At 67.4% G+C, this 19000-nt stretch carries 18 protein-coding genes; 13 read left to right on the top strand and 5 right to left on the bottom strand.

Annotated features, from left to right (window positions below; all coding sequences use genetic code 11):
* Positions 1–58: 58 nt before the first annotated feature.
* The 4 genes from IAI54_RS00975 (at position 59) to IAI54_RS00960 (ending at position 3581) form a co-directional block, all read left to right on the top strand.
* Positions 59–835 carry a GntR family transcriptional regulator gene (locus tag IAI54_RS00975; protein WP_187970588.1) on the top strand — a complete coding sequence of 259 codons (777 nt, stop codon included), beginning with the start codon at positions 59–61 and terminating at the stop codon, positions 833–835.
* Complete coding sequence (locus tag IAI54_RS00970) at positions 828–1178, top strand: TIGR04076 family protein (protein WP_187970587.1); 351 nt, start codon at positions 828–830, stop codon at positions 1176–1178. The genes IAI54_RS00975 and IAI54_RS00970 overlap by 8 nt, the downstream gene beginning before the upstream one ends.
* Before the next feature lie 7 nt (positions 1179–1185).
* Complete coding sequence (locus tag IAI54_RS00965; protein WP_187972961.1) at positions 1186–2235, top strand: aldo/keto reductase; 1050 nt, start codon at positions 1186–1188, stop codon at positions 2233–2235.
* An 83-nt stretch (positions 2236–2318) separates the two neighbouring features.
* The gene (locus IAI54_RS00960) at positions 2319–3581 is read left to right on the top strand and encodes an ABC transporter substrate-binding protein (RefSeq protein WP_187970586.1); all 1263 of its coding nucleotides are present in this window, start codon (positions 2319–2321) and stop codon (positions 3579–3581) included.
* Between the two features lie 115 nt (positions 3582–3696).
* Here IAI54_RS00960 and IAI54_RS00955 read toward each other — a convergent pair whose 3' ends face one another.
* Positions 3697–4713: a nucleotidyltransferase family protein gene (locus tag IAI54_RS00955; protein ID WP_187970585.1), complete on the bottom strand. Its 1017-nt coding sequence runs from the start codon at positions 4711–4713 to the stop codon at positions 3697–3699.
* A 325-nt stretch (positions 4714–5038) separates the two neighbouring features.
* Between IAI54_RS00955 and IAI54_RS00950 the strand changes: the two genes are divergently transcribed.
* Genes IAI54_RS00950 through IAI54_RS00940 form a run of 3 tightly spaced genes read left to right on the top strand, consistent with a single transcriptional unit; the run spans position 5039 to position 6790 of the window.
* Positions 5039–5335 (top strand): PqqD family peptide modification chaperone, encoded by a 297-nt coding sequence (locus tag IAI54_RS00950; RefSeq protein ID WP_187970584.1) that lies wholly within the window; start codon positions 5039–5041, stop codon positions 5333–5335.
* Complete coding sequence (locus IAI54_RS00945) at positions 5332–5799, top strand: lasso peptide biosynthesis B2 protein (protein WP_187970583.1); 468 nt, start codon at positions 5332–5334, stop codon at positions 5797–5799. The genes IAI54_RS00950 and IAI54_RS00945 overlap by 4 nt, the downstream gene beginning before the upstream one ends.
* Positions 5792–6790, top strand: a complete 999-nt coding sequence (locus tag IAI54_RS00940) for a phosphoenolpyruvate carboxykinase (ATP) (RefSeq protein WP_187970582.1) — start codon at positions 5792–5794, stop codon at positions 6788–6790. Before IAI54_RS00945 ends, IAI54_RS00940 begins: the two co-directional genes overlap by 8 nt.
* Before the next feature lie 1642 nt (positions 6791–8432).
* Here the strand turns inward: IAI54_RS00940 and IAI54_RS00935 are convergent.
* The 4 genes from IAI54_RS00935 to IAI54_RS00920 all read right to left on the bottom strand — a co-directional run bounded on the left by IAI54_RS00935 (position 8433) and on the right by IAI54_RS00920 (position 13134).
* Positions 8433–9191 carry a DUF6065 family protein gene (locus IAI54_RS00935; RefSeq protein WP_187970581.1) on the bottom strand — a complete coding sequence of 253 codons (759 nt, stop codon included), beginning with the start codon at positions 9189–9191 and terminating at the stop codon, positions 8433–8435.
* 252 nt (positions 9192–9443) lie between these two features.
* Complete coding sequence (locus IAI54_RS00930; RefSeq protein ID WP_187970580.1) at positions 9444–10916, bottom strand: aldehyde dehydrogenase family protein; 1473 nt, start codon at positions 10914–10916, stop codon at positions 9444–9446.
* 17 nt (positions 10917–10933) lie between these two features.
* A complete protein-coding gene (locus tag IAI54_RS00925) occupies positions 10934–12229 on the bottom strand; it encodes a nucleotide disphospho-sugar-binding domain-containing protein (protein WP_187970579.1) in 1296 nt (431 codons plus the stop codon).
* Between the two features lie 17 nt (positions 12230–12246).
* Positions 12247–13134, bottom strand: coding sequence for a GntR family transcriptional regulator (locus IAI54_RS00920; RefSeq protein ID WP_187970578.1), 888 nt, complete (start codon positions 13132–13134; stop codon positions 12247–12249).
* Positions 13135–13386: 252 nt separating this feature from the next.
* On the opposite strand from IAI54_RS00920, the gene IAI54_RS00915 reads away from it, so the two are divergent.
* The 6 genes from IAI54_RS00915 to IAI54_RS00890 all read left to right on the top strand — a co-directional run bounded on the left by IAI54_RS00915 (position 13387) and on the right by IAI54_RS00890 (position 18982).
* Complete coding sequence (locus tag IAI54_RS00915; protein ID WP_235679212.1) at positions 13387–14454, top strand: polyamine ABC transporter substrate-binding protein; 1068 nt, start codon at positions 13387–13389, stop codon at positions 14452–14454.
* Positions 14455–14676: 222 nt separating this feature from the next.
* On the top strand, positions 14677–15474 hold the full coding sequence (locus IAI54_RS00910; RefSeq protein ID WP_187972959.1) for an ABC transporter permease: 798 nt from the start codon (positions 14677–14679) through the stop codon (positions 15472–15474).
* The gene (locus IAI54_RS00905) at positions 15471–16259 is read left to right on the top strand and encodes an ABC transporter permease (protein ID WP_235679211.1); all 789 of its coding nucleotides are present in this window, start codon (positions 15471–15473) and stop codon (positions 16257–16259) included. The genes IAI54_RS00910 and IAI54_RS00905 overlap by 4 nt, the downstream gene beginning before the upstream one ends.
* The gene (locus IAI54_RS00900) at positions 16256–17317 is read left to right on the top strand and encodes an ABC transporter ATP-binding protein (protein ID WP_187970577.1); all 1062 of its coding nucleotides are present in this window, start codon (positions 16256–16258) and stop codon (positions 17315–17317) included. Before IAI54_RS00905 ends, IAI54_RS00900 begins: the two co-directional genes overlap by 4 nt.
* A 17-nt stretch (positions 17318–17334) precedes the next feature.
* Entirely contained in the window at positions 17335–18618 is a 1284-nt protein-coding gene (locus IAI54_RS00895; protein WP_187970576.1) for a nucleotide disphospho-sugar-binding domain-containing protein, read from the top strand.
* A 1-nt stretch (position 18619) separates the two neighbouring features.
* A complete protein-coding gene (locus tag IAI54_RS00890; protein WP_235679210.1) occupies positions 18620–18982 on the top strand; it encodes a cupin domain-containing protein in 363 nt (120 codons plus the stop codon).
* Positions 18983–19000 lie beyond the last annotated feature (18 nt).

Raw genomic sequence — 19000 nt, 5'->3', positions numbered from 1 at the left:
GACCGTCGGCAGCCTCGCAAGATAGAAAATGCGGAGAGGCCGGACCGAGGCATGCTCCATGGCTGACGACAGACGGGAACGACCCCTATCTCTGGCCCCGCGCGGCGATGGCTCATCGGAGCGCGGTTCGCGCGGCGTCCTCGGCCCGGTGGTGCGGGATTCGCTGCAGGAGCGCGTCTATCGCGAACTGCGCGGTTCGCTGATCCACGGCGTCTTCGACGCCGGCGAGATCCTGCGCATCCAGGAGCTCGCCGACACCTTGCAGACGAGCACGATGCCGGTGCGCGAGGCGCTGGCCCGGCTGGTCTCAGAACAGGCGCTGGAGGCGCTTCCGAGCCGCTCGGTGCGGGTGCCGATCATCACCCGCGAGCGGCTCGACGATCTCGCCCGCGCCCGCGTGCTGGTCGAGGGGGAACTCGTCCGGCTGGCGATCGGCCGGCTGACGCCGGCGGATTTCGCGCGCATCCGCGAGCTCACGCGGGCCTGCGAGGCCGCGTTCGGCGGGACGGCGCCCGACAAGGCGCAGGCGACGTCGGAGCTGAACCACGCCTTCCATTTCGCCATCTACGGCGCGGCCGGCTCGGCGGTGCTGCTGCCCATCGTCGAGAGCCTGTGGCTGCAGTCGGGACCCTATGTGCGGGTGGCGGCACGCGTCTACCAGGACAATCCGGAATTCTCCGCCGTGCATCATCACTGGGAACTGATCGAGGCGCTGGAGCGCGGCGATGCGGAGGCTGCGCTCGCGGCGCTCACCGACGACATCACGCAGTCCTTCAACCTGATCCGCGGGCGGCTCGATGCCGAGGCGAGCGCGAGGAAGGCGGCCAATGGCTGAGGCGCGGGACGATAGCTTCGAGCTCTACGATCTGCGCGTCGAGGTGGTGGCGCCGGAGGGCGGACCGATCCTGTGCGGGGCGCAACCGGGCGACCATTTCGAGCTGCGCGGCGAGATGCTGTATCTGCCGCCCGGCCAGGGCATCTCGATCTATTCGCTGGCCTCCGTGCTGCCGCTGCTGGCAGCCAAGCAGCGGCCGACGCACGCCAACGACTGGATGACGACCGACGCCGATATCGCCTGCCCGGACCCCAACTGCTCGACGCGCCTGCGCATCTCGCGGACGGGGCTGCGCCGCTTCAGCCATGCGGAAACCACGCTCGTTCCCCTGCCCGACCGATGAGGCCATGATGCAGTCCTTCGAACTCGCGCCCGGCTATGTCATCTCGCGGATCATCCGCGGCGGCTGGCAGATGGCCGGCGGGCATGGGGCGATCGACGCGGCGACGGCGGTCGAGGACATGGTGGCCTTCGCCGACGGCGGCATCGTCACCTTCGACTGCGCCGACATCTATACCGGGGTGGAAGAGCTCATCGGCCGGTTCCGGATGCGCTATCGCGACCTGCGCGGGGCGGATGCGCTGCGGGCGGTGCACGTCCACACCAAATGCGTGCCCGACCTCGACCTGCTGCACCGCATCCGCAAGGCCGACGTCGAGGCGATCATCGACCAGTCGCTCAGGCGCCTGCGCACCGAGCGGCTCGACCTCGTGCAGTTCCACTGGTGGGACTACGACGCGCCGAAATGGCTGGACGTCGCCGGCTGGCTCGCCGACCTGCGGCAGGCCGGCAAGATCGACAATCTCGGCGGCACGAATTTCGACACCGACCACATGGCGGCGATCGCCGATGCCGGCGTGCCGCTGGTTTCGATGCAGGTGCAGTATTCCCTGCTCGACCGGCGCCCCGAAAAGGCGATGCTCGCCGCGGCGGCTGCGCGCGGCATCTCGCTCTTCTGCTACGGCACGGTGGCCGGCGGCTTCCTGTCGGATCGCTGGCTCAGCCTGGCCGAACCCGAAGAGCCGCTCGAGAACCGCTCGCTCACCAAGTACAAGCTGATCATCGACGATGCCGGCGGATGGGACTGGTTCCAGGCGCTGCTGACGGCGCTGCGCCAGGTCGCCGACCGGCACGGCAGCGACATCGCCACCGTGGCGAGTGCCGCGATGCTGGCTCGGCCCGGCGTCGCCGCCGTCATCGTCGGGGCGCGCAACCGGTCGCATCTCGCCGCCAACCTCGCCATCGCGGACATGGCCCTGACGGACGAGGACCATGCCGGGATCGAGGCGGTCCTGTCGGCTGCGCGACCTCTGGAGGGCGACGTCTACACGCTCGAGCGCGACCGCGCGGGGCGGCACGGCTCGATCATGAAATACAACCTCAACAAGGGGGCAGCCTGACAGTTCGGCAGGTCGGGCGCTCGGTGCAAGCAGCCGAATCCAAGCATGGCGCCTGGCGCCAGTCAAAAAGAGGGAGAACGAAAATGAGAATGCTTCTGCTTTCGGGCACCGTGCTCGCCGCCATCGGGGCGGCGATGCTGCCCGCGAAAGCCGCCGACTGCGACATCACCGTCGGCCTCGTCATGGAACTGACCGGACCCGCCGGCGCCTATGGCCAGGCGGGTGCGAAGGCCGTGGAGATGGCCTTCCGCGACTTCAACGAGGCCGGCGGCGTCGGCGGCTGCAAACTCGTCACCGACACCCGCGACAGCCAGAGCCAGGGCAACGTCGCCGTCGACCAGGCGACGCAGCTCGTCAACATCACCAAGGTGCCGGTGATCATCGGCGGCATCATTTCGTCGGTGTCGATCCCGATCCTGACCTCGGTGACCGCCCCGGCCAACGTCGTGCAGGTGTCGCCCGCCTCGTCCTCGCCGACGCTGACCCAGCTCGGCCGCGACGGCAAGACCAACGGCATGTTCTTCCGCACCATCACCTCGGACGCCCTGCAGGGCACGGCGGCTGCGAAATACGCGCTCGACCAGGGGCTGAAGAAGCTCGCGATCATCCACGTCAACAACGACTTCGGCGTGAACATGGTCAAGGAGTTCTCGGCGGCGTTCGAGAAGCTCGGCGGGACGATCACCTCGGTGACGGCCTACAACGACAAGCAGGCGAGCTACACCGCCGAAGCCAATGCGGCCATGGCCGGCGAACCCGACGCGCTCTACCTCGTCTCCTACCCGGTCGACGGCGCCACGATCGCGCGCGCTTGGATCTCCAATGGCGGGCCGCAGAAGTTCCTGCTCAACGACGGCATGAATTCCACCGACTTCATTCAGGCCGTCGGCGCGCAGTACCTGAACGACGCCTACGGCACCTCGTCCGGCACGGCCGAGACGGCCTCGACCAAGTATTTCTACGAGAATTTCGAGGCCTTCTCGGGATCCATCAAGCCCGACGCACCGGCAGCCGACCGCTCCTATGACGCCGGCGCGATCGTCGCTCTCGCCATCGCCAAGGCCGGCAAGGCCGACTCCGCGGCCATCAAGGCGGCGATCCCGCAGGTCGTGGCGGCGGACGGCGCGCCGATCTACGCCGGCAAGGCCGAGTTCGAGAAGGCGCTCGGCCTGATCAAGGACGGCAAGCCGATCAAGTACGAGGGCGTGATCGGACCGGTCTCCTTCGACCAGTATGGCGACATCACCGGCCCGTTCCGGCTGTGGCGCATCCAGAACGGCGAGGTGACCACGGTCGGCCAGGTGAGCGCGGCCGAAGTGACCGCCATCAAGGACGGCATGAAGTAGCCTCCGGCCGCGAGAGACGACGAGACGACACGCCCGCACGGAAATCCTCTGTGCGGGCGTGTTTTCTTCGAGACCTGCCTGCACCGTCCGCGCGCCGGAGCGTGCAGCGCTTCTGCTACAGCTGAAGCAGGCGGCGATAGACGTGGCGCTGGGCGAGCAGGCGCCAGCGGTTGGGGCTCTTGGCGGCGAGCACCATCGGCGCCGTGATCAGCCGCCTCTCCAGGCGGGCTGCGCCCTTCGGCGCCAGAGTCGCGGCCAGCGCAGCCGAGGTCCGGCAGCCGTAGAGTTCGCTCGCCAGTCGCAGCATGGTGTGGACGGGAAGAGCCGCACCGCTGGCCCCTGCCCGCTCGGCCAGTTCGTCGGGATCGACACCGCTGCGCGCCACCATCAGTCCGTCGACCACGTATTGCAGCCGGCCGAACAGATGCGACGTGGCACCATGCAGTGCCGCCAGCACGAGCCGGGCCGCAGGCGTGACGCCGCTGCCGTTCCGGCCGACATGAAGATCGTAGGTCAGGCTGAGGCGGCGGCGAAGCTCCGGCGTGTGGACGAGATCGGTGTGGACCTCGACGAGGACGGTGTCCGATGCTCCGGGTGCGCCGTTGATCCACTGCCGCTCGGCATAGTCGGCCGCGTGCCGCTCATGGCCGTAAGGAACGAACCCTCGCTGCCCGAGGAGCGCGCCGAGTGCGTCCGCGGCATCCGCGCGCACGAGGATGTCGACGTCGCCAAAGGACCGCAGGTGCACGCCGCCATAGGCGTTCTCGGCGAAGTCGATGCCCTTGACGATGACCGCCGGAAAGCCGGCGAGGTCCTGGCGGATGGCCCGTGCCACCGCGGCGACCTGCATGGTGGGCGCAATGATGCCGCTGCGCGCGGCGCGGACGCGGTCGGTCAGGGCGGCCGCGGCCTCGTCCTTCCCCGCACCGGCCAGCAGGACGCCCGGGTCGTCGCGCAGGAGCCGGAGCAGGTTGGAATAGACCGCCAGATGGACGTTGTGCCGCACGGCCTCGTAGAGAAGCGCATCGATCGCTCGCGTATCTTCGGCACGCAGGGGGGCGGCCGCCCAGTGGTCGTTGGGGCCGGCCGGATCGGACAGCCGTGCCAGCCACGCATCGATCAACCGGCTCATCCCGGCTCCTCTCCCTGCGGATTCTCCTGCTCGACGGCGTGCGCCCGTACGGTCCGCCGCACGGCATCGGGCAGAAGGCGCGCCGCAGGCCGGACCCTGCCGCGCCCCGACCTTCACGTCCGGCGTGAAGCGATATTGCACGCCGCGTCACGCACCGGCAACCACCGGTCCGGAGAGTCCCGTCCTTTCAGGAAGCTCCTCCACCGGCACGGCGGACATGGCGATGTTGCGAAGGCGACGACGCCTGTGTACCGCAACTAGCGGGCCGCGGCATCATCTGTTATCGCAGTGGCCCACAGGACGATCATCTTCGAGGAGACCGCAATTGAACGACGCGAATTCCGCCGGCGAGGACGTCTACAGGCTTGCCGACGACGTGTCCCTGCAGCCGCTTGGGGAAGGCGAAGGAGGGGTCGTTCTCATGCTCAAGTCCGGCGATATCTACACCGTCAACGACACGACGCTCGACTTCCTCACCAATCTCGACGGCGCGCGCAGCCTCCGCGCCTGCGCGGAGGCCATCGCGGCGGTGTACGACATCGACCCGGCGACAGCGGCGGCGGACCTGGCTGCGATCGCGGCGGATCTTGCCTCCGAGCAGATCGTCATCCGGGTGGCATGACTCCGTTCCCGCCGGTCGCCGTGCCGTTTCCCGCCAGCGTCTGGATCGCTGCGCGGCTGCTGCCGGCCTGCGTCGGCTCTTCGGAACTCGATCGCCTGCTTGCCATGGCCACGCCGCCGCCGGGAGCGTCCGCCTATCGCGAATTCAGCGCCCAGGCCATTGTCTCCGCGGTGAAGCGTGCGGCGCGCCGTCCGTGGGTGATGCGGGATAGGCGCTGCCTGCGCGAGGGTCTGCTCGCGTTCCGCTATCTGAGCCTCGCCGGTCACCGGCCGCAGCTGCATTTCGCCCTCGAGCCGGGCTCGCTGAGCGACGGCAGGCTGTCGGCACATTGCTGGATCACGGTCGGCGGCGAGGTTCTGATGAACCCGCCGACGCCGACGATGATGCTCCTGTTCGTATGGGATGGTGCACGCATGACGAAACCGGAAGGCATGGCGGACGCGACGGTGAACAGCCATGGATGAACCGCATCGCGTCGCTTTCGACTTCCACGGTGCGGGCCTCGTCGCCGAAGCACCGCGCCGCTCCTGGACCGCCGGCATGGAAGACAGTTTCAGGTGGTACGTGACGGAGACGCCGCCGGAGCCCGCGTTCCGGCTGACCATGCACGAGGACGAAGACCCGCGGATGCCTCCCGACATGCCGCTGACGTGGAGCGGGCTGCTTCCGGAACGCGAACCGGGCCGGATGTACGAGACGGACACGCTCTGGGCGCTCGAGGTCGGGACCCATGGTTTCCTGCGGATCGACCATACGGCGTCGACCGCCGAACTGGTGATGCGCCGCGGCAGCGAGCGGGCCTTCACGATGACGCCGATCGTGGCGGTGCTGAGTGCTGCGCTCCACGCGCGCGGTCAGCACATCGTGCACGGCGCGAGCCTCGGCTGCCGCGACGGCCGCGGCGCGATCCTGATCTGCGCACCGTCCGGCTTCGGCAAGACGACGACCTCGCTCGCGCTGGCCCGCGAAGGCTTCCGCCTCTTCGCCGACGACGTCAGCATGATCGTCTCAGGAACCGAGGCTTCGAAGCCGCGAATCTGGGGGCTCCCGAACTGGCTGCGGATCCACCGCAAGACGCTCGAACTGCTGCCCTGGCTCGGGCCGCTGCCCGACAAATGGAATGCCGAGGACGAGCAGGCGGTCGCGCTGCACGACATGGACGCAATCCTGCCGGTCGGCCGCACCGCACCTGCTCCGCTTCGCGCGGTGATCATCATCGGCACGCGGGCGGAGCGCCATTCGGTCGTGCCACTGGCACGGGCAGAAGCGCTCGTCCGTCTCGCCAGGGACAACGTCTCCAGCAGCGGCGCGGGCGTGACCCCGTGGCACCGTCGGCAGTTCGCCGCCTATGCGGATGCGCTCAAATCCTGTCCGGTGTTCGAACTGCACGCCGGAACGGATCTGGCGTCGCTCGCGGATGAAGTCGACGCGGCACTGGCCGCTGCAGAGCGATGACGTCGAGGCGGTAGCGCCTGACGAGCGTCTGAGGCCCGCCAGGTCACACCAAGACTCGGTCGCCGTGAGACGGCTGCTGACGCCAGCTGCCCGTCGTCAGTCTGAGCTCGGCACCCAGATCATGGTCACCGACTGTGCGGTGATCGCGCCGAGCTTTCCACGCTTCGACAGGACGGGCTTCTCGTAGGTCTTCTTCATCACATTCTCCGACTATCAGTGCATGAGGGGCTGCAGGCAAAGAAATGCCCGCACGCAGCTAACGGTTACATGCGTAACCGCCGCGGCATCCGGACCGCGTCCGTCAGTTGAAGTCTGCCGTCAGTCTGAGCTCGGCACCCAGATCATGGTCACCGACTGTGCGGTGATGGCGCCGAGCTTGCCACGCTTCGACAGGAGGGGTTTCTCGTAGGTCTTCTTCATCGCATTCTCCATTGGAATGAGTTCAAACGGTCGAAAGTCGTCGCAACCGTCCAAGAGCACCCGGCGGGGCGGAAAACGAGATCGCCGCGGCGCACCGACCGCTGCCGCCAGTCTTCAGCCTCAGGTCGGCACCCAGATGACCGTCACCGACTGAGCGACGATCGCACCGAGCTTTCCGCGCTTCGCCAGAACAGGCTTCTCGTAGGTCTTCTTCATCGCATTCTCCGGAGATCCGAGGCTAAGCAGCAAAACACAGCGCGCGCTTGCGCCCGCCACGCGGCACTCGACGACGTTGCACAAGGCAAGACTTCCGAGAAACTGCCGGGATCACCGCCGATCGAGTGCGGATTTCTGCCGCACGCCGATGGACGCGCCGACAGGTCGGCGATCCACACGAACAGCCGGAACCAGGGAACACATGACGCCCTTCGCCGCCATACGAACGAGGAGCCGCTGACTTTCGACGCTCATCGCCGAAATCCCGCAAGTTCCGGAAGCGGCAGCCAGAACGGCTGAAGTCCCCGATTCGGCTCCAGTCCGCCGGCAGCTACGGAATCAGGATCACGGTCACCGGGGCCGCCGTCACCACGCCGAGCTTTCCACGCTTCGAAACCGAAGGCTTCTCGTAGGTCTTCTTCATGTCATTCCCTCTCCAAAAGCACCACGACCCGGAGGCTCGCGGCATTCATTGCGACCCACTCGAAAGCAGTCACTTATTCCAGTCGACCGCACCTCTCCGCGCGGTCATTTCACCCGTCGTACCCTGCCCACTGCGGGGTGAGCACGCCTCGGCCTTCAATGAAGGCTTCAGCCCGGAACCCAGATGAGGGTGACGGACGCGGCCGTCACGGCCCCCAACGTTCCCCGCTTCGAGAACTCCGGCTTGACGTAGGACTTCTTCATTCCAACCTCCACGTGAGACTATGTGCCGCCCGTCAGACGGGGGAACCCGTATCCGCATCCGCTCCGGTCCCTGCTTTCCGCTGAAGCAGACCGGGTCAGGCACGCCTCGTCAGAAACGATCCATTCCCCGGTTCCGACCTAAAACCCGAGTTTACTGCCGCCGGGCCTGGCGGGCAGCAACGAGAGGAGCATCCCGGCCCCATTCACCATCGCCATCCTGCCGCTGCGCCGCCGATTCTCGAAACCTCTCCACCACGAAGCATAGTTCAGGACGAAAAAGTATTCAATCGGCTAAAGCGGGCGGCACGAAAATGGAAAATCACTGCGGTTTCGGTTCTTTCGATCGTCGGTCTTCGAAGGAAGCGAGCCTCTGCCGCGTGCGGTGATCGGGCGGAGCGACCTTCGTCCCGGTGACGTCCTGGCCGCGCCTGTAGTGTCCCGGCCAGCGCTGCTCCCGCGCGGGCGAATCCGGCTGGTGAAGGGCGGCCTGGAAGGCGCGCCGTCTGGTGAGCCATTCTTCCATGTAGCCGGCCACCTCCGGGTCGTCGGAAACGCGCTTCATCTCCGGCGCGAATGCCTCCAGATCGCCGCGGCGGGTCGGGAAGACCTGAACGAGCGGATCGCCCTTGCGGAACCGGACGGCGTGGTTGGGGCGCGTGAGCTGCCAGTGCATGGCGATGGAGGAGAGGAGCCAGTCGGTCTCCACCGTGCCCGAGAGGGGCGAGGCCCCGTCGACCGGCATGTTCGGGGGGCCCTGGATCACGAGATCATAACCCGGCTCGGTGCGAAACACCGCCGGGAACGAGAAGGTGACGATGCCGAAGCCGAAATGGCTGACGATCCGGTGATTGCCGGGTTCGTCGGGGAGGATCGCGACGCAGTCCGGGTGATCGCCGCCGTTCCAGATGGCCGTGAAGCCGACCGGCGAGCATATCTCCCAGCCATGCTGGTTGGATATCATCATCGGCAGGCAGCCATAGGCGAAGCCTTCGTTGAGCTTCGACATCCAGGCCCGTTCCGCGCGCGCCGGCCGGATGTCGAGTTCCTGGCCGTCCTCGACATAGGCGGTGAATCGCATTGCCGCTCCCCCTGCCGGCCTGTTTGCCGATCCGGTCCCGTTCGGGTCCGATCCTGACGCCGGCACCCGAGGCCGTCGCACTCCGGCGCCGGTTGGCGCGCTGCCGAGGCCCGGCCCGGCATGTTCCGGACCAGCCGGCATCGAGCGGAGACTTCGTTTGGCCCGGCGAACACTATTCCCCCCGGAAGAAGCCGGGTCAATCGTCTCCCGCATTGAACGCGGGACGCGCGTCCAGAGAGCCGCGAGACGAATCTACTTGATGTACCAGCCCCAGGGCCGGTCGGTCTCGTAGGCGGTGATCTGCTTGACCTCGAGATAGTTCGCAAGGCCCCATCGGCCGAGCTCGCGGCCGATGCCGGACTGCTTGTAGCCGCCCCAGGGCGCTTCGGTGAAGGTCGGCTGCGAGCAGTTGATCCAGACGATGCCGGCGCGGAAGGCGCGCGCGACGCGGTCGCAGCGCGCGCGGTCCTTCGACATCACCGCGGCGGCGAGGCCGAAGCGGCTGTCGTTGGCCATCCGCACCGCGTCGGCCTCGTCCCGGAAAGGCTTCACGCAGACGACCGGCCCGAAGATCTCCTCGCGCCAGACGACGGAATCCTCCGCCATGTCCGTCAGAATGGTGGGTTCGAGGAAGTAGCCGGTATCGAGTCCGGCCGGGCGGCGTCCCCCGCCCGCCACAGTCGCACCGTCGTCCCTGCCCCGCGCGATGGCGGCGAGCACCTTGTCGTACTGGCCCTTCGAGACCAGCGGGCCGAGCAGCGTCCCCTCCTCCAGGCCGTTGCCGATGCGGATCTTCGCGGCCTCGGCAACGAGGCGCTCCAGCAGCGCGGGGTAGAGGCTCTCCTCGACCAGAACGCGCGAGGTGGCCGAGCAGACCTGGCCCTGGTTCCAGAAGATGCCGAACATGATCCATTCGACGGCGGCCTCGACGTCGGCATCGGCAAAGACGACGAAGGGCGACTTGCCGCCGAGTTCGAGCGAGACGGCCTTGATGTCGCGCGCCGCCGCCATCATCACCTTCGAGCCCGTCGGCACGGAACCGGTGAAGGCGAGCTTGTCGACGCCGGGATGCTCGGTCAGCGGCTGGCCGGCATCGGGTCCGGTGCCGGTGACGATGTTGAGCGCGCCGGCGGGCAAGCCCGCCTCGGCGACGATCGCGCCGAGCTCCAGCGCCGTCAGCGGGGTAAGTTCGGACGGCTTCAGCACCATGGTGCAGCCGGCCGCCAGCGCCGGTGCCACTTTCCACACGGCCATCAGCAGCGGGTAGTTCCACGGCACGATGGCGCCCGCGACGCCGACCGGCTCGCGCACCACCTTGGTGGAAAAACGGTCGTCGGCGAGCGGAATCGTCTCCGCTTCGTCGTCGAGCGCCTCGGCGAGCCCCGCATAATAGGAGAAGCAGCCGGCGACGTCGCCGATGTCCCACAGCGCCTCGGGCAGCGGCTTGCCGTTGTCGCGCACCTCGAGGCGGGCGAGTTCGTCCTGGCGCGCGGTCACGCCGTCGGCGATGCGGCGCAGGATGGCCGCGCGCTCGCGGCCGGTCATCCGCGGCCACGGACCCTCGTCGAAGGCCCTGCGTGCCGCTGCGACCGCCCGGTCGACATCCTCGGCGGTCCCGGCAGGCGCCTGCGCGAAGACCTCCTCCGTCGCGGGGTCGACCACCGGGAAGCTGCCTCCCCTCGTCGGAGCCACCCACTCGCCATCGATGAAGAGCCCGTCTCGCATTGCCTTTCCCTCTTTCGTCATCCGGCCGCCCGGCGCGGCGCCGCGGCACGGTTCACCACGTCCAGGATGGTCTCGGCGGCCCGCCGCGCGCCCTGATGCGCTTTCATGCAAACGGCGTTCTCCTGCAGCCGTGCCCGCATCGCCTCGTCGCCGAGCAGCGCGCGGATCGCTTCGGCAAGCTCCGCAGGCTCCCAGCGGTAGCGGTCGAGCGCGCGGCCGACACCGGTCTCGGCGGCGCGGCGGGCATTGTCGTGGCCGTCCCAGCAATAGGGCATCACCAGCGACGGCACGCCGAAGGTGAGTGCCTCGCAGAAGGAATTGTTGCCGCCGTGGTGGATGAACAGGCTGGACTGGGCGACGACCGACGGCTGCGGAAACCAGCCGGCGACATAGACGTTGTCGGGCACGGCGGAGTATTCGTCGCTCCACGAGCCGCCATTGACGAGGAAGCGACAGGGAAGGTCGGCGAAGACCTCGATCATCCGCCGGGTCATGCCGACGTCCATGGCCCCCAGTGAACCGAAGCTCGTCAGCACCAGCGGCGCGTCATTGTGGCTGGCGAAGCGCGGCGGCTGGTAGTCGGCCTCCTGGCGCACGCAGCCGTCGAGGAAGACGAAGCGGTCGGGGTCGAGCGCCACGGCGCGGTCATGTCGGATGATCTCGGGCGCCAGCAGCAGGTTGAGCCAGGGCGACGGGTCGAGGAAATTCGGGGCCGGCGGCGGTGCAAGGCCGCATTCGGCGAGGAAGGCACCGAAGCGCTTGTGGGCCGACGCGGTGACGGCCTCGTAGCGGCGGGCGAAATCCGACCAGCGGTCACGGTCCGCCAGGCCGAGGCCCGACAGGTAGGGTGGCACGTTCGGGTCCGGCAGTTCGGTCTCGGCGCAGGAGATCACGCGGATCCAGGGCACGCCGGCATTGGCGACGGCCGGAAACATCACGACGTTGTCGAGCACGATGCCGTCGGGCTTCAGGCTGGCGAGCAGCTGGCGAAGCGGCGTCTCGACGGCGATGGCGGTGTCGACGATCGCGTCCCAGGTTGGCCCGACATAGCTGTCGAGCTGGCGGTCGGGCGTCTGACGGAAGGCGTCCTGGTGGCGGGCGATGAAGCCGGTCCAGTCGGTTGAGCCGTCCGCACCGGAGCCGAGCTGATACTCGGCGAAACCATATTCCGCGAAGACGCCGCTGAAGCCCGGATGGCAGATGAAGACCGGCCGCGCGCCCATGCGGCGCAGTTCCTGGGCGATGCCGACGCAGTTCAGCGCCGCGCCGAAGCTCGCTTCGGGAAACAGGGCGATGGTCCTGGATGAGGTCATTCGGCTCCCGGTGCTTCTCAGCGCGCGACCATCTTGAAGGCGGACGGAACGCCCCGGCCGGCCAGGCGCGGCCGCTGCGACTGCGAGAGCTGGATATGCACCCGCATCAGATCGGCAGCAAGGTTCATCTGGCCGCGCTCGATATGCTCCAGCATCTGGAGATGCTCCATGTTCGACTGCATCAGCCGCCAGGTGGAGACGTGGCCGGACGGTGCGGCGCGGCGGCGGCGGTGGTGGTTGGCCAGCGCCTCGGCCATGAAGGGATTGCCGCAGTTCCTGGCCACCAGCAGGTGGAAGTCGAAATCGGTGCGATCGAAGAGTTTCCGGTTGAAGCCGTCCTCGTCCATCCGCCGCAAGGCCAGCATCGACTGGCGCAGCGACAGGATGGCGGTCGCGTCGCGGCGGAAGTTCGGCATGGTCAGCGCCAGCGGTTCGGTGGCGAGACGGAACTCGTAGCTCGCCGCGGCCGCGTCCGAACTGATCGCGAACTGCTTCAAAAGCCATTGCTGGCCGGCGCCGCGTTCGGCGAGCCCGTCCTCGGAGAGCCTGAGCAGCGCGTTCTGCACCGCCAGGCGCCCCTCCCCGTAGCGCCGCTGCAAGGCGGCCACCGTCTGGGCCTCCTCGATGCGGCCGGCCGCAAGGTCGCGCAGGATGGCGGCATGGACCTCGTCCTCCGCCTGGGCGCCCGGCTCCAGGTCGAGGGCCGGCACCATCGCCGGATCGATCGCCAACCGGTAGCCGCCCTCGGCGTCGGCCGCCACGAGCCCCTGCTCCGCCAGCACCTGGAGCGCCTTGCGGACGGGCGTGCGCGAGACGCTGCACAGCGTGGCGATCGACTGCTCGACGAGACGCTCGCCCGACACCATGCCGCGCTCCGTGGCGAGGGTCAGTATTTTTTGCGCCAATTCGACATGCCGTCGATTGGGCTTTCCGGAGTCCGACATGACGGGCCCTTGCTCATTCCACGCCGGCAAGCATGCGTGGTCGCGGCATGGATGGCAAGCGCGACGTCGGTCCGACGGAAAAAGATCGGAGATCGCATTTCGGCTATTGACGTATTTTTTTCGAAAACAATACACTCCGCGCCGACGGAGAAGATCGCGACAGGCGACGAGCGTCCACCCAGAGGCCGGAACACCAACATGAGGAGCAATTCCGTGACAGCGACCAGAAGGTCCGTATCCAGGGGCTGGGCCGTCCGCCTGGCAACCGCCGCAGCCATGCTCGGCCTCGCGCAGGGCGCGTCGGCGGCCGACCTCGTCATCTCGAACTGGGATGGCTACATGGCGCCCGACATCGCCGAGACCTTCAAGGCGGCGACCGGTCTCGAGGTCGAGATCGTCAATCACGCCACCAACGAAGAGATCATGGGCAAGCTCATGGCGAGCCAGGGCAAGGGCTACGACGTGGTCTTCGTCTCCTCCCCCTTCGCCGAGATCCTGAACAAGCAGGGGCTGCTGGCCCAGATCGACAAGGCCGCCGTGCCGAACCTCGCCAACCTCTATCCGGAGGCCGCCGCGCTCGCCTACGACCCCGGCACCAGTTTCGCCGTGCCTTACGCCTGGGGCACCACCGGCCTCTGCTACCGCTCCGACCTCGTCGATGGCACGCCCGACAGCTGGATGGCGATGCTGAAGCCCGCCGACGCGCTGAAGGGCAAGATCACGATGCTGGCGACCGACCGCTGGCTGATGGGCGCCGGCCTGCTCGCCACCGGCGCATCGGTCAACGAGAGCGATCCGGCGAAGATCGATGCGGCGAAAGACCTTCTGATCGAGGCCAAGAAGACCCTGCTCGCCTATGACGACACGACTTTCTATTCCAAGCTCGTTTCGGGCGAAGCCTCGCTCGTCCAGGCCTGGGACGGCTGGTGCAACTACGGCATCGCCGAGAATGCCGACATCAAGTTCGTGGTGCCGTCGGAGGGATCCGATCTCTGGGTCGACACGATGGTGGTGATGAAGAACGGCGAGAACACCGCCAACGCGATGAAATTCCTCAACTTCGTGCTCGACGCGGAGAACCACGCCTGGGCGGCGGAGAACATTCTCTACAAGGTGCCGAACAAGGCGGCGATGGAAAGCCTCGATCCCGCGCTGGCGCAGCAATACCCGAACATGGGCATGACGCCGGCCGAACTGACCGGTTACGAACTGCTGCGCGACCTGGGCGACGCGCAGAAGCTCTATTCGCGCGCCGTGAGCGAGATCAAGGCCGCGAACTGACCGAAGAGGCTGAATACCGGCCCTATCCGACGAACCCGGCGGGGAGCGCGTGCAGCCGCCCTCCCCGTCTCCCTTCAGGCATGACGTGACCCACGCGACCGCGGCCGGTACAGGCAGGTGGCTCCGGTTACACCCGTCCCGCGCAACAGGCATCCCTTGTCGTTTCAGGCCGCCCGACCGAACCTGCTCGCCGCGCCGGCCGTCGCCTGGCTTCTCGCCTTCATGGTCGCGCCATGCCTGCTGATCCTCGGCTATGCCTTCTTCGAACGCGGCACCTGGGGCGGCGTGGTCTATACCTTCACGCTGGAGAATTTCGAGCGCGTCTTCGACCCGCTCTATGCGCGGATCTTCCTCAATTCGGCCCGCATCGCGGCCACGGTGACGCTGCTTGCCATCCTGATCGCCTATCCGGCCGCCTATGCGATCAGCCGCGCCCCGAAATCCCGCCAGGCGATCCTGCTGTTCTTCGCGGTACTGCCGTTCTGGAGCAACTACCTGATCCGCACCTATGCCTGGATCGTGCTTCTGAACCGCGAGGGTCTCGTCAACTCCGTGCTGCGCTGGGGCGGCTACGAGGGCGAGCCGCTGTCGATGCTCTACAGCGAAGGCGCCGTCATCGTCGGGCTCGTCTACAACTACCTGCCTTTCGTCATCCTGGCGATCTATTCCAGCCTGTCGCGGCTCGACATGAGCCTCGTCGAGGCGTCGCGGGACCTCGGCGCCGGACCGGTACGAACCTTCCTGCGCGTGACCCTGCCGTTGACCCTGCCGGGCGTCGCGGCGGGCGGCGTGTTCGTCTTCGTGCTGTCGATCGGCAATTTCGTCACGCCCGCACTGCTCGGCGGCGGCCGGTTCCAGATGATCGGCAACCTCGTCTACGACCAGTTCCTGACCGCCAACGACTGGCCCTTCGGCGCCGCGCTCGGCATGATCCTGATCGCGATCATGATCGTTCTCCTGACGCTCCAGGCGCGCGCCACCAACCGCGCCGCCGGCACGACCCGGGAGGCGATCCGATGATGGGATGGACGCGCCGGAACGCCGGTGGCCGCGCGACGCTGGTCGCCGTCTTCGGCTTCCTCTATCTGCCGATCGCCGTGCTCGTCGGGCTGTCCTTCAACGAGGCCGGCCTGCCCACCGTCTGGTCGGGCTTCTCGACCAGGTGGTACGGCGCGCTCCTCGGCAATGCCGACATCCTCGGCGCGGCCTGGAACACGCTGATCGTCGCGGTCTTCGCCACCGCGATCGCGACGGTGCTGGGGACGCTGCTGGCCATCGGCATCGAGACGCGGCGGCGCGCGAGCACCGGACTGGAGGCGCTGGTCTTCGCGCCCATGGTGATCCCCGACATCGTGCTCGCCGTGGCGCTGCTCTCCTTCTTCTCGCGGCTCGACGTGACGCTCGGTCTGCACACGATCGTGCTCAGCCACGTCATCTTCGACCTCGCCTTCGTCTGCTCCATCGTGCGGGCAAGGCTCAAGCACTTCGACTATTCGATCGTGGAAGCCTCGCGCGACCTCGGCGCCTCGCCCTGGACGACTTTCTGGCGCGTCACCTTCCCGGTGCTGATGCCGGCGATCGTGGCCGGCGCGCTGCTCGCCTTCACGCTGTCGATCGACGAGTTCATCATCGCCTTCTTCACCGCCGGCGCCGGACGCTCGTCCATCACTCTGCCGATGCAGATCTATTCGATGATCCGTTTCGGCATCACGCCGGAAATCAATGCCCTCGCCACCATCGTCATGAGCGTCAGCGCAGCCGCGCTTCTCGTCTCGCAGTGGCTCAACAAAGACCAGCTGCGATGACCGACGCGCCTGCCACCGACGAACCGATCCTGCGCATCGAGGCCCTGTCGAAGGATTTCGGCCCGGTGCGCGCCGTCGACGACGTGACGCTCGACATAAGCCGCAACGAGTTCTTCGCGCTGCTCGGGCCGTCCGGCTGCGGCAAGTCCACGCTGCTGCGCATGCTTGCGGGCTTCGAGATGCCCTCCGCCGGGCGCATCCTGCTCGAGGGGAAGGACATTTCGGGCCTGAAGCCGGAGCGCCGGCCGGTCAACCTGATGTTCCAGTCCTATGCGCTCTTCCCGCATATGAGCGTGCTGCGGAACATCGCCTACGGGCTCGAGATGGAGCGGCTATCGAAGGCCGAGATCCGCGCCCGCGTCGACGAGATCATGGCGGTGACGGACCTGACCGGTTTCGCCGACCGCAAGCCGGAGCAGCTTTCGGGCGGGCAGAAGCAGCGCGTCGCGCTGGCGCGGGCGCTGGTCAAGCGGCCGAAGGTGCTGCTTCTCGACGAGCCGCTCGGCGCGCTCGACAAGAAGCTGCGCGAGCGCATGCAGCTCGAGCTCAAGCGCCTGCAGCACGATGTCGGCATCACCTTCATCGTGGTCACGCACGACCAGGAGGAGGCGCTCGTCATGGCCGACCGCATGGCCATCCTGAAGGACGGCAGGCTGCTGCAATGCGGCTCGCCGGAAGAGGTCTACGAGACGCCGCACGACCGCTTCGTCGCCAACTTCATCGGCGTGATGAACTTCATCGAGGGCCGGATCGGCGGCGATGGACATTTCAGCGCAAAGGGCATGCGCGTGCCGGTTCCTTCTCTGGCCGCCGGGCCGACCGTGCTGGCCATCCGGCCGGAGGATATCGCGGTGGAGCATGGCGGCGACGCCGGCATCGCCGGCCGCATCACCGACATCGCCTATCACGGGCTCGACCGCGTGCTGCATGTCGCAGTCGAGGCCTGCGCGACGCCGCTTCAGGTGCGCGTTCCTGCCCGCACGGAGGCCGGCCACGCGATCGGCGAAGCGATTCGTATCGCGATCAGACCCGACCGCTGCAAGTTCTTTCCCGCCTGAGCCGAAGAGGAGACCCCATGTCGAAGACCATCGCATTCTTTCCCGAAGCGGCCTTCGGGCCGGCGCTCAATTCCGTCGGCATCGCGCAGGCCGTGCAGGCGCTCGGCCACAAGGCCGTCTTCCTGTCCGATCCCGGCTTCGTCGCGGTCTACCAGGGCTACGGCTTCGAGGCGCATCCGGTCGCGCTGTCGGAGCCGATGCCGCCTGAGAAGATGGCGAAGTTCTGGGAGGATTTCATCAACGGCCACATCCCGAACTTCCGCAAGAGCCCCTACGAGCAGATCGACACTTACGTGAAGGACTGCTGGACGGCGATCGTCGACAGCGCCAAATGGGCGCAGAAGGACCTGCCGGGCGTGCTCGACCGCATCAGGCCGGACCTGATCTGCGTCGACAACGTGATCCTGTTCCCCGCGATCAAGCAGTACGGCAAGCCGTGGGTGCGCATCATCTCGTGCTCGGAGAACGAGATCGAGGATCCGAAGATCCCGCCGCATCTGTCGGGCTGCGGGGCAACGGACTTCGCCTGCCACGACGCCTACCGTGCGCGGTTCAACGACGTGATCAAGCCGATCCACGACGACTTCAACGCGTTTCTCGCCTCGACCGGCGAAGCGCCCTACCCGCTCGGCCAGTTCTTCGAAGCCTCGCCGACGATGAACCTGCTGCTCTACCCGGAAGCGGTGAAGTTCGAGCGCGCGCATCCGCTCGATCCGAAGCAGTTCCAGTATCTCGAAGGCTGCGTGCGCAGCGAGAAGCCCTACGAGGTGCCGACCTTCGCCGAGAAGAACGACAAGCCGCTGGTCTACGTCTCCTTCGGCAGCCTGGGCGCGGGCGACACCGAACTCCTGAAGCGCATCATCGCCACGATCGGCACCTTGCCCTACCGGGCGCTGGTGAATGTCGGCGACTACAAGGCCAGCTACGAGGACGTGCCCGGCAACGTGGTGATCGAGAGCTGGTTCCCGCAGCCGTCGGTGATCCCGCAGGTCGACGCGGTGATCCACCACGGCGGCAACAACTCCTTCACCGAGTGCCTCTATTTCGGCAAGCCCGCGATCATCATGCCCTATGTCTGGGACGGGCACGACAACGCCACGCGCGTCGACGAGACCGGCCACGGCTTCAAGATGCCGCGCTACGACTGGACGGACGCCGACCTCGCCGCGAAGCTCGACGCCTGCGTCAACGATGCGGCGATGAAGGCGAGGCTCGCCGCCACGTCGGCGCACATGCAGGCGCAGAACGGGCCGAAGAAGGCCGCCGGCCTCCTCGACGGCATCCTGAAGGCGGGTGCGTGACGTGGCCGCGACGCTGACATCCAGCGCGCCGCATATCCACGGCGCGACGACCTTTGCCGATCTCGTCGACTGGGGCGTCCAGCCGGACGCGATCGAAGGCGCCTCGGCCTCGTCGGGGCGGCTGCTGTTCAAGGGGCCGAACAACCAGCCGGAGACCGGCATCTGGGTCTGCACGCCCGGGCGCTGGCGGCTGTCGATCCCGCGCGACGAGTTCTGCCACTTCGTCTCGGGCAAGGCGGTCTACCGCTCCGACGACGGCGAGACCATCGAGATCGGTCCCGGCACGGCGGTGATGTTTCCCGCCGGCTGGACGGGCGAATGCACGGTCATCGAGACCATGCGCAACATCTACATGCTGGCCTGACGGCCGGCGCAATTCGAG

The sequence above is a fragment of the Aquibium microcysteis genome (genome assembly GCF_014495845.1).
Lineage (GTDB): Bacteria > Pseudomonadota > Alphaproteobacteria > Rhizobiales > Rhizobiaceae > Aquibium > Aquibium microcysteis.
Note: the sequence above shows the minus strand (reverse complement) of the source record. Positions and strands in the feature narration are given on the sequence as shown.

Coding starts and splice junctions, on each gene's coding strand:
- IAI54_RS00945 (WP_187970583.1), top strand. CDS start 5,332: ATGACTCCGTTCCCGCCGGTCGCCGTGCCGTTTCCCGCCAGCGTCTGG.
- IAI54_RS00965 (WP_187972961.1), top strand. CDS start 1,186: ATGCAGTCCTTCGAACTCGCGCCCGGCTATGTCATCTCGCGGATCATC.
- IAI54_RS00930 (WP_187970580.1), bottom strand. CDS start 10,916: ATGCGAGACGGGCTCTTCATCGATGGCGAGTGGGTGGCTCCGACGAGG.
- IAI54_RS00955 (WP_187970585.1), bottom strand. CDS start 4,713: ATGAGCCGGTTGATCGATGCGTGGCTGGCACGGCTGTCCGATCCGGCC.
- IAI54_RS00905 (WP_235679211.1), top strand. CDS start 15,471: ATGATGGGATGGACGCGCCGGAACGCCGGTGGCCGCGCGACGCTGGTC.
- IAI54_RS00925 (WP_187970579.1), bottom strand. CDS start 12,229: ATGACCTCATCCAGGACCATCGCCCTGTTTCCCGAAGCGAGCTTCGGC.
- IAI54_RS00940 (WP_187970582.1), top strand. CDS start 5,792: ATGGATGAACCGCATCGCGTCGCTTTCGACTTCCACGGTGCGGGCCTC.
- IAI54_RS00970 (WP_187970587.1), top strand. CDS start 828: ATGGCTGAGGCGCGGGACGATAGCTTCGAGCTCTACGATCTGCGCGTC.
- IAI54_RS00975 (WP_187970588.1), top strand. CDS start 59: ATGGCTGACGACAGACGGGAACGACCCCTATCTCTGGCCCCGCGCGGC.
- IAI54_RS00910 (WP_187972959.1), top strand. CDS start 14,677: ATGGTCGCGCCATGCCTGCTGATCCTCGGCTATGCCTTCTTCGAACGC.
- IAI54_RS00895 (WP_187970576.1), top strand. CDS start 17,335: ATGTCGAAGACCATCGCATTCTTTCCCGAAGCGGCCTTCGGGCCGGCG.
- IAI54_RS00935 (WP_187970581.1), bottom strand. CDS start 9,191: ATGCGATTCACCGCCTATGTCGAGGACGGCCAGGAACTCGACATCCGG.
- IAI54_RS00960 (WP_187970586.1), top strand. CDS start 2,319: ATGAGAATGCTTCTGCTTTCGGGCACCGTGCTCGCCGCCATCGGGGCG.
- IAI54_RS00900 (WP_187970577.1), top strand. CDS start 16,256: ATGACCGACGCGCCTGCCACCGACGAACCGATCCTGCGCATCGAGGCC.